Consider the following 1,446-nt stretch of genomic DNA (forward strand, 5'->3'; position numbering starts at 1 on the left):
CTCCACGGAGCATGTGTATGCCTGCGAGGGGCGCCGCCACGCCCGTGCAGCTGCCCCCCGCGCCGGCGTATCGCGCCAACCCCGCCGATCTCGGACCTCTGGCGGACGACTTTGCCGGGGCCCTGCCCGCCTCCCCGGCGTGGGAGTCCAGGTTCACTCCCGGCGTCGGATTGAGAACCAACGGAAACGCCCCCATCGGGGCATAATTGCACGGGTCAGGGAGCCTATGATCGATCGAAGAGCCAGTGAGGGTTATGCAGAAGCCTCCTGCCGGCATCCCTCGACCCGCATCGGCACAGGTCAGGGGACCGTTAGCGATCTTGATAGCGAGTTCTGCATAAGCCTCAGTATCTACCCGCTGGGTACTTCTCATTCCCGGGCTACCCGGTGTCCTGACCAACGACACGATCTGTTTACTGTCTGTGCTGACGACGACAGGAGCGGAAACTTGCTCAGCCTCTGCAGGAATTGCTAAAAGAACCATAGTAGAGATGGAGGATTATGCGAAACCCCCGGACGGCATAGGACGAGCCAGTTTCTCCCAAGAGGTTCCGGGGCAACACGCGACACGCCGTGGCGAATCCGACACAACGGCTTCTCCAATCGATACAAAGGAGGTGACTAGCCCAAACCTCTGACGATGGAGAAGCCGTTGCGGTTCGAGCGCATGTCAGGACTGGACGAAGAGCAACTCGACGAGTTGGAGTCCCGCATCACGAGATTGCTCGAGCGGCCGTGGGACAAAGGCGGGGGCCGCCCACATGAACTGTCCCTGCGAGAAGCTTTCGTCGTGACTGGTGGGTATCTTCGGCAGAACATCGTCGAGGATGTGTGGGCCGACATCTTTGACGTGGACCAGTCAACGGTGTCGCGGTACATCACCTTCCTGACCCCCCTGGTCGAGAAGGCGACGCAGGAGGACCGGCCGACGGCGGAGGAGGCGGCCGAAGCCACCAGGGCAGCGATCGCGCTGGTAGATGGGATGCTCTGGCCGTGCTGGTCCTGGGACGGCGAGGACAAGCTGTGGGCCGGCAAGTACAAGACCACCGGACACGGCTCCCTGATCATCACAAATCTCCAGGGACGCGTCACGTTCGTCTCCGAGCCGGTCACCGGCAATCGCCCCGACATGGCGAAGCTGACGGGGTCCGTTGTCGAGAAGATTCTCAAGAAGACGGGAGGGGTATTTGGTGACAAGGGATTCATCGGGACCGACTACATCATCACTCCCATCCGCAAACCGACATGCCGCAAGCTCCTGGACTGGGAACACAAATGGAACAACCAGGTGAGCTCCGTCCGTGCGCCGGTAGAACGAGCCGTCGCCACGCTCAAGGCATGGCGGATCCTCTTCACGGACTACCGCCGACCCCTCAAGACCTTCAAGTCGTCATTCCGCGCCGCGATCGGTCTCTACTTCTTCAGAGAGGGTTTCGCATAACCCTC

Annotated in this window: 2 protein-coding genes; both read left to right on the plus strand. The window is 61.2% G+C overall.

The annotated features are described in order from the left end of the window. Positions 1-17 precede the first annotated feature (17 nt). The gene (locus AC11W3_RS01005) at positions 18-206 is read left to right on the plus strand and encodes a hypothetical protein (RefSeq protein ID WP_484092345.1); all 189 of its coding nucleotides are present in this window, start codon (positions 18-20) and stop codon (positions 204-206) included. A 446-nt stretch (positions 207-652) separates the two neighbouring features. Next, complete coding sequence (locus AC11W3_RS01010; protein WP_484092346.1) at positions 653-1,441, plus strand: transposase family protein; 789 nt, start codon at positions 653-655, stop codon at positions 1,439-1,441. The last annotated feature ends 5 nt before the right edge of the window (positions 1,442-1,446 follow it).

The organism is Geomonas sp. (assembly GCF_056994735.1).